The following is a 6,877-nucleotide window of genomic DNA, read 5'->3' as shown; positions in this document are numbered from 1 at the left end:
CAGCCGCCCGCCCGGGCCCCTCCGCCCGCCTCGTCGCCGACACCCTGCTCGACGACAAGGCTCTCTACTTCCTGTCCTACGACGGCCTCGTCAACAACAACTCCTTCCAAAAGAGCGGTGTGTTGACGTACCGCGGGTACCAGTACGCCGCCTGGTACACGGCCGACCGCACCGCCGTCCTCGCCCGCAGGCGGCTGCCGCACGGGCCGTGGCAGACCCTGCGGCTGCCGCACCGGCTGCGCTACGACGACTCCCACAACGTCATCAGCCTCGGCGTGTCCCCGCTCGACGGGCGGCTGCACGTCCTGATGGACTCGCACAGCGACGCCTTCTTCTACCTGAAGTCCGCGCCCCGCCTCGTCTCCGAGCCCGGGCGGTTCCCCTGGAGCGCCGCCCGCTTCGGCGACGTACAGAACACCCTCGACGGGGAGGCGCTCACCGACCGGTTCACCTATCCGCAGTTCCTCGCCACTCCGGAGGGGCGCCTCCAACTCCTGTACCGCACAGGCGTGTCGGGCAACGGCCAGGCCGCGCTCGCCGAGTACGACGGGTCCGTCTGGCGCAACCTGGGGGAGTGGTCCGACGCCGCCGGCACCTACACCAGCGAGCACGGCAGCAGCACCGCCCGCAGCATGTACGTGAACGGCTTCGACTACGGCCCCGACCGTGCACTGCACGTCTTCTTCACCTGGCGCGAGCAGGACGCGGCCGTGATGTGCAGCCCGGGCGGCCTGTCGAACCACGAGATGGCGTACGTGACGAGCACCGACCGGGGCCGCACCTGGCGGGCCGCCTCGGGCGCGCTCGCCGCGGTGACCGGAACCGGCGACCGGGTCGCCGTCACCGACACCGCGACCGTCGTCGAGGCGCTCGGCCCCGACCACTCCCTGATGAACCAGGAGAGCCAGGCCGTCGACTCCGCCGGACGCCCGCACGCCCTGTGGTCGTACGTCCCCGGCCGCTTCGGCCAGTGCACCACCGACTACGCCGCCGACCGCGTCGCGCACGCCCGCACCTTCCACATGTACCGGGATGCCGCCGGGAGTTGGCACAAGACGGAGATCCCCGAGCCGCCCGGCTCCACCCAGCGCAGCCGGCTCGCCCTCGACCGGTACGACAACGCGTACGCGATCATGCCGCGCGGGAAGATCGTCGCAGCGTCGGCCGCGAGCGGCTGGACCGACTGGCGGGTCCTGTTCGCGGGCACGGAGCTGAACGCCTTCGGCGAGGTCCTCATCGACGAGCTCCGCCTGAAGGCCGACGGCACGCTGTCCGTCCTCTACCAGCAGGCGTCGACCGGTACGACGCCCTCACCGATCCGCGTCGCGGACTTCGCCCTCCCGGAGTGACCCCTGTCCGGCCGGTCGAACGCCGGCCGGGTCCGCCCACGTACACTCCGTCTGCCGCACCCGCTCACCTGGAGGTCCGCACCCGATGGCACAGTCCGTGGGGATCAAGGACGTCGCCCGCGTCGCCGGGGTGTCCGTGGGCACCGTCTCGAACGTCATCAACAGGCCCGACACCGTCGCCGACGAGACCCGGGCCCGGGTCGTCGCCGCCATCGACCGGCTCGGCTACGTCCGCAGCGAGTCCGCGCGCCAGCTGCGCGCGGGCCGCAGCCGCATCATGGGGCTGCTCGTCCTCGACATGGGCAACCCGTTCTTCGTGGACGTGGCGCGCGGCGCCGAGCGTGCCGCGCGCGCCGCAGGTCTCGGCGTGATGGTGTGCAACAGCGCGCAGAGCGCCGCCGAGGAGGCCGAGTACCTCTCGCTCTTCGCCGAGCAGCGGGTGCGCGGCGTGCTGCTCACACCCGCCGAGGCGACCGGCCCCACGGTGGAGGGGTTCCGGCGCCACGACATCCCGTTCGTGCTCGTGGACCGGGTCGCCGAGGGCGCCACCGAGTGCTCAGTCTCCGTCGACGACGAGACCGGCGGCGCGCTCGCCGTGCGCCACCTCCTCGACGCGGGCCACCGGCGGATCGCCTACGTCAGCGGGCCGCCCGCCCTCAACCAGGTCAAGGACCGCAGGCAGGGCGCCCTGCGCGCCCTCGACGAGGCGGGTCTGCCCGCCTCGGCCCTGCACGAACTGCCCACCGAGCGCCTCGACGTCTCCGCCGGACGGGACGCCGGCGCCCGGCTGCTCGGCCTCGCCGACCGTCCGACGGGCGTGTTCTGCGCGAACGACCTGCTCGCCCTCGGCGTCCTGCAGTCCCTGTACGCGGCCGGGGTGCGCGTCCCCGAGGAGGTCGCGATCGTCGGGTACGACGACATCGAGTTCGCGGCGGCCGCCGCGGTACCGCTCACCTCGGTCCGCCAGCCGGCGGTCACCATGGGCGCCCTGGCCGCGGAGCTGCTCCTGGAGGAGATCCACGCCGCCGACAACCCGGGCACCGCGCACGAGCACCGCCGGGTGGTGCTCCAGCCCGAGCTCGTCGTCCGCGGTTCCAGCCTGGGCCCGCGCTGACCCCGGCCGCGGCCGTGTGCTGAACTGGGCGGCGGGCCCGCGTCCGCATACCGGGCCGCCCGCACCGCCTTCCGCACTGGAGTCGATTTGAGCGCCGCGCGTTACCGACAGGCCGGGGTGGTCCTCACCGACCGCCGCTTCCTGGTCCCGCTGGACCATGCCGCCCCCGACGGGGAGCGCATCGAGCTGTACGCGCGCGAGGCCGTCGCCGCGGGCCGCGAGGACGAGGAACTGCCCTGGCTCGTCTACCTGCAGGGCGGTCCCGGCTTCGGCGCCAACCGGTTCTCCGGTACCCAGGCCTGGCTCGGCCGCGCCGTGCAGGACTACCGCGTCCTGCTCCTGGACCAGCGCGGCACGGGCGCCTCCGCGACGGTGAACCGGCAGACGCTGCCGCTGCGCGGCGACGCCCGGGCCCAGGCCGAGTACCTCACGCACTTCCGCGCCGACGCGATCGTCCGAGACTGCGAGCTCATCCGCCGCGAGGTGACCGGCGGCGCCCCCTGGACCGTCCTCGGCCAGAGCTTCGGCGGCTTCTGCGCCGTCCACTACCTGTCGTCGGCGCCCGAGGGCCTGGCGGCGGCCCTCATCACGGGCGGCCTGCCGACCCTGGACGGGCACGCGGACGACGTCTACCGCGCCGCCTACCCGCGCGTCGAGCGCAAGGTCCGGGCGCACTACGCCCGCTACCCGATGGACGTCGAGCGGGCGCGGGAGATCGGCGCGTACGTCCTGGAGCACGAGCCGGTGCTCCCGAACGGCTACCGCCTGACCCTGGAGGCGTTCCAGTCCCTGGGCATCTGGCTCGGCGCGAGCGACGGCAGCGACCGGCTGCACTTCCTCCTGGAGGACGCGTTCGTGCGCACCCCGGCAGGGCGGGAACTGTCGGACGCGTTCCGCGAACAGGTGGCGGGAGCGCTCTCGTACGCCTCCCACCCCCTGTACGCGCTCGTGCACGAGTCCATCTACGGGCAGGGCGGCCCGGCCACCGACTGGTCGGCGCAGCGCGTGCGAGGGGAGTTCCCGCAGTTCGACGGGGCGAAGGCGCTGGCGTCGGGCGGCCCGCTGTTCTTCACCGGCGAGTCCGTCCACCCCTGGCAGTTCGACTGCGACCCGGCACTGCGGCCGCTGCGGGAGGCGGCGCACCTGCTGGCCGCACGCACCGAGTGGCCGGCGCTGTACGACACGGCGCGGCTCGCCGCCAACGAGGTGCCGGTGGCCGCTGCCGTGTACCACGACGACATGTACGTCGACACGGAGCACGCCCTGCGGACGGCGCGGGCCATCCGGGGCCTGCGGCCGTGGGTGACGAACGAGTTCGAGCACGACGGCCTCCGGGCCGGGGGACCGCGCGTCCTGGACCGCCTGCTCGGGATGGTGCGCGGCGACGTGTAGCGCGCCGTGAGGGTCCCGCCCACCCGCGGTCGCCCGGCAAGGGAAGCACCTCGCCGCGAGGGCGCATACGCTGCCGCACATGAGCATGCCCGAGTCGAAGTCCGAACCCCCGCTGGACCCCCTGCCACAGGACTGGCAGCGCGCCCTCGCCGTCGTCGCCCACCCCGACGACCTGGAGTACGGCTGCGCCGCGGCGATCGCCGCGTGGACCGACGCGGGGCGCGAGGTCACGTACGTCCTCGCGACCCGCGGCGAAGCCGGCATCGACACCCTTGAGCCGGACGAGTGCGGCCCGCTGCGCGAACAGGAGCAGCGGGCCAGTGCGGCCGTCGTCGGCGTCGACGCCGTCGAGTTCCTCGACCACAAGGACGGTGTCGTCGAGTACGGCACGGCGCTGCGCCGCGACATCGCGGCCGCGATCCGCCGCCACCGTCCGGAGCTCGTCGTCACCCTCAATTACCGCGACACCTGGGGCGGCCTCTACTGGAACACCCCCGACCACGTCGCCGTCGGCCGCGCCACGCTCGACGCCGTCGCCGACGCGGGCAACCGGTGGATCTTCCCCGAGCTGACCGAGCAGGGCCTGGAGTCGTGGGGCGGCGTGCGGTGGGTGGCCGTCGCGGGTTCCGACCGGCCCACGCACGCCGTCGACGCGACGCCCGGCCTGGAGCGCTCGATCCGCTCCCTGCTCGAACACCGCACGTACATCGAGGTGTTGACCGACGAGGATCCGGAGACGTACTGCCGCACGTTCCTGACGCAGAACGTGCAGGCGGCGGCCGACCGGTTCGACGGGAAGCCCGCCGTGCCGTTCGAGGTGTTCAGCCGTTGATGGCGCGTTCCAAGCTGATCCAGGAGCTGCGCCGCGGCGGGCAGACCAAGGAGTCGGCGGCGCTGCTGGTCGCGGACTACGCGCACCAACTCGCCGTCGAGCTGCGGGAGACCGGGCACCGCGAGGCCGCCGACCTCATCGACCCGCGTGCGGGCGAGTGCACGTGCGGGTCGCCCACCGGGGACGACGAGGACAGCGAGCAGACCCGCAGGTACTGGCACCACGCGCGGTCCTGCCCGCTGGGCACGGCCGCCTGAGTCGGTCAACGGGCGTGCGCGCAGGGGCTATCGTGGCGGGATGGCTGCCGAGCTGATCCGTATCGTCTCCCGCTCCTCGCCGATGGCACTGGCCCAGGTCGAGCGCGTCCGCGCCGAGCTCGCCGCGCTCCACCCGGGCGTGCGCACCGAGGTCGTCCCCGTCACGACCAGCGGCGACAGGTGGATGGGCGATCTGGCCAGGCTCGGCGGGAAGGGCGCCTTCACCAAGGAGGTCGACCGGGCGCTGCTCGACGGGCACGCCGACCTCGCCGTGCACTGCCTCAAGGACATTCCGGCGGACCGGCCGCTGCCCGAAGGGTGCACGTTCGCGGCGTACCTGAAGCGTGACGACGTACGGGACGCGCTGATCGACCCGGCCGGCCGCACGCTCGACGAACTGCCCGAGGGCACCCGGATCGGCACGTCGGCGGTCCGCAGGGTGGCCCAACTGGCGTCCACGCACCCGCACTTGAGTTGCGTTCCGATGCGCGGCAACGCCAACCGGAGACTGGACAAGCTCGCGGCGGGCGACGCGGACGCGCTGCTGCTCGCCGTGTCGGGCCTCGAACGGATCGGCCGCCCGGACCTGGCGACCGAGGTGCTGTCGACGGAGCGGATGTGCCCGCCGATCGGGGCCGGCATCCTGGCGCTGCAGTGCCGCGAGGACGACCGGGCGACCCTCGACACGGTGAGCGGGCTCGGGGACCGGGACACCTGGCGGGAGGCGACCGCCGAGCGCATGTTCCTGCACGTGCTGCAGGGCCACTGCAACTCCCCGGTCGCCGGGTACGCCCGGGTCGGGCGCACCGGCGAACTCGCCCTGCGGGCCTGCGTGTTCACCCCCGACGGCAAGCGGGTGCTCAACGCCCAGGAGTGGGCGGGCCCGCTGGACCCGGCGACGCTGGGGATGTCCGTGGCGGTGGCGCTGCTGCGGCAGGGGGCGCGGGAGCTGATCGACGGCATCGCGCACTGACGCGCGAGGGCAGCCACCGTGCCGCCACCGCGCCGGCGCAGACCGGCACCGCCAGGGCCGTCAGCGTCGGTTCCATCGAGGCGGTGAAGTCACTGCCGGAGGCGAGCAGCATCGTGGCCAGGGCCACGCCGAGCGTCGGGCCGACGTTCATCGCCGTCTGCTGCAGGCCGCCCGCCACTCCGGCTTCGCCCTCGGCGGCCCGGCGCACGAGGACCTCCGTCGCGCTGACCATGACGGTGCCGAATCCCGCACCCATGGCGAACGCGCAGGCCGCGACGGCCGGTGCCGTGGCCGTGGAGTCGAGGCGGCCGAAGCCGAGGACGCCGAGCGCCAGGACGAGCATCCCGGCGCCGGTCGACGCCCGCGCCCCGTACCGGCGCAGCAGCTTCGCGCTGAGCGGCGCCGCGAGGATCATGCACAGCGCGGCGGGCAGCATCCGCAGCGCCGTGTCCAGCGCGTCGAGTCCGAGCACGTCCTGAAGGAAGTACGACGCCACGAACAGGGCACCGAACAGTGCCGCCGACGCGGCCAGCAGGATGCCGAGCGCCGCGACGACGGCCGGTGAGCCCACGAAGGACGGCGGCAGCAGCGGGCTCGGCGCCCGGCGTTCGTGGCGGACCAGGAGCACGCCGGCCAGTGCCGTCCCGCACAGGGCGAGCACGCTGCCCGCCGACCATCCCGCGCCGGGCAGCGTGACCAGCGCCGTGACCAGGCAGGCGAGGGCCGTGCCGAGCAGCAGCACTCCGCCCGGGTCGAGCCCCGCAGGACGCGGTGGCGCCGCACGCTCCGGTTCCCGTACGAGCAGGACGAGCAGGGCGATCGCCACCGCCGGCAGTACGCCGAGGAAGAACGCCGAACGCCAGCCGAAGTGTGCCGTCAGGGCGCCGCCGACCAGCGGCCCGCCGGCCGCCGCGACGCCGATCGCGCTCGTGCGCAGCGCGATCGGCATGCCCAGTTCGT

General features: G+C 73.9%; 7 protein-coding genes. 6 read left to right on the top strand and 1 reads right to left on the bottom strand.

From position 1 onward, the window contains the following. The 6 genes from G3I40_RS45900 to hemC form a co-directional block, all read left to right on the top strand. Positions 1 to 1,349 (top strand): BNR repeat-containing protein (locus G3I40_RS45900; RefSeq protein WP_164560711.1); only part of this gene is annotated, 1,349 nt, incomplete at its 5' end. Positions 1,350 to 1,434: 85 nt separating this feature from the next. Beyond that, a complete protein-coding gene (locus G3I40_RS45895; RefSeq protein ID WP_164560710.1) occupies positions 1,435 to 2,463 on the top strand; it encodes a LacI family DNA-binding transcriptional regulator in 1,029 nt (342 codons plus the stop codon). An 87-nt stretch (positions 2,464 to 2,550) separates the two neighbouring features. Then, the gene (locus tag G3I40_RS45890; protein ID WP_164560709.1) at positions 2,551 to 3,855 is read left to right on the top strand and encodes an alpha/beta fold hydrolase; all 1,305 of its coding nucleotides are present in this window, start codon (positions 2,551 to 2,553) and stop codon (positions 3,853 to 3,855) included. A 79-nt stretch (positions 3,856 to 3,934) separates the two neighbouring features. After that, positions 3,935 to 4,687 carry a PIG-L deacetylase family protein gene (locus G3I40_RS45885; protein ID WP_239092337.1) on the top strand — a complete coding sequence of 251 codons (753 nt, stop codon included), beginning with the start codon at positions 3,935 to 3,937 and terminating at the stop codon, positions 4,685 to 4,687. After that, positions 4,687 to 4,944 carry a hypothetical protein gene (locus tag G3I40_RS45880; RefSeq protein WP_164560708.1) on the top strand — a complete coding sequence of 86 codons (258 nt, stop codon included), beginning with the start codon at positions 4,687 to 4,689 and terminating at the stop codon, positions 4,942 to 4,944. Before G3I40_RS45885 ends, G3I40_RS45880 begins: the two co-directional genes overlap by 1 nt. 40 nt (positions 4,945 to 4,984) lie before the next feature. After that, the gene (gene hemC, locus G3I40_RS45875; RefSeq protein ID WP_164560707.1) at positions 4,985 to 5,917 is read left to right on the top strand and encodes a hydroxymethylbilane synthase; all 933 of its coding nucleotides are present in this window, start codon (positions 4,985 to 4,987) and stop codon (positions 5,915 to 5,917) included. Here hemC and G3I40_RS45870 read toward each other — a convergent pair. Then, on the bottom strand, positions 5,805 to 6,877 hold a 1,073-nt coding region (locus G3I40_RS45870; RefSeq protein ID WP_164560706.1), incomplete at its 5' end, for an MFS transporter. The two genes, hemC and G3I40_RS45870, sit on opposite strands and share 113 nt — an antisense overlap.

The organism is Streptomyces sp. SID14478, assembly GCF_010548525.1.
Taxonomy (GTDB): domain Bacteria; phylum Actinomycetota; class Actinomycetes; order Streptomycetales; family Streptomycetaceae; genus Streptomyces.
The sequence above is the reverse complement of the archived record's forward strand: the minus strand, read 5'-3'. Positions and strand labels throughout refer to the sequence as shown.

Bases quoted from the DNA above. Each gene is read 5' to 3' on its own strand.
- G3I40_RS45895 (WP_164560710.1), top strand. From the start codon at position 1,435: ATGGCACAGTCCGTGGGGATCAAGGACGTCGCCCGCGTCGCCGGGGTG.
- G3I40_RS45885 (WP_239092337.1), top strand. From the start codon at position 3,935: ATGAGCATGCCCGAGTCGAAGTCCGAACCCCCGCTGGACCCCCTGCCA.
- G3I40_RS45880 (WP_164560708.1), top strand. From the start codon at position 4,687: ATGGCGCGTTCCAAGCTGATCCAGGAGCTGCGCCGCGGCGGGCAGACC.
- hemC (WP_164560707.1), top strand. From the start codon at position 4,985: ATGGCTGCCGAGCTGATCCGTATCGTCTCCCGCTCCTCGCCGATGGCA.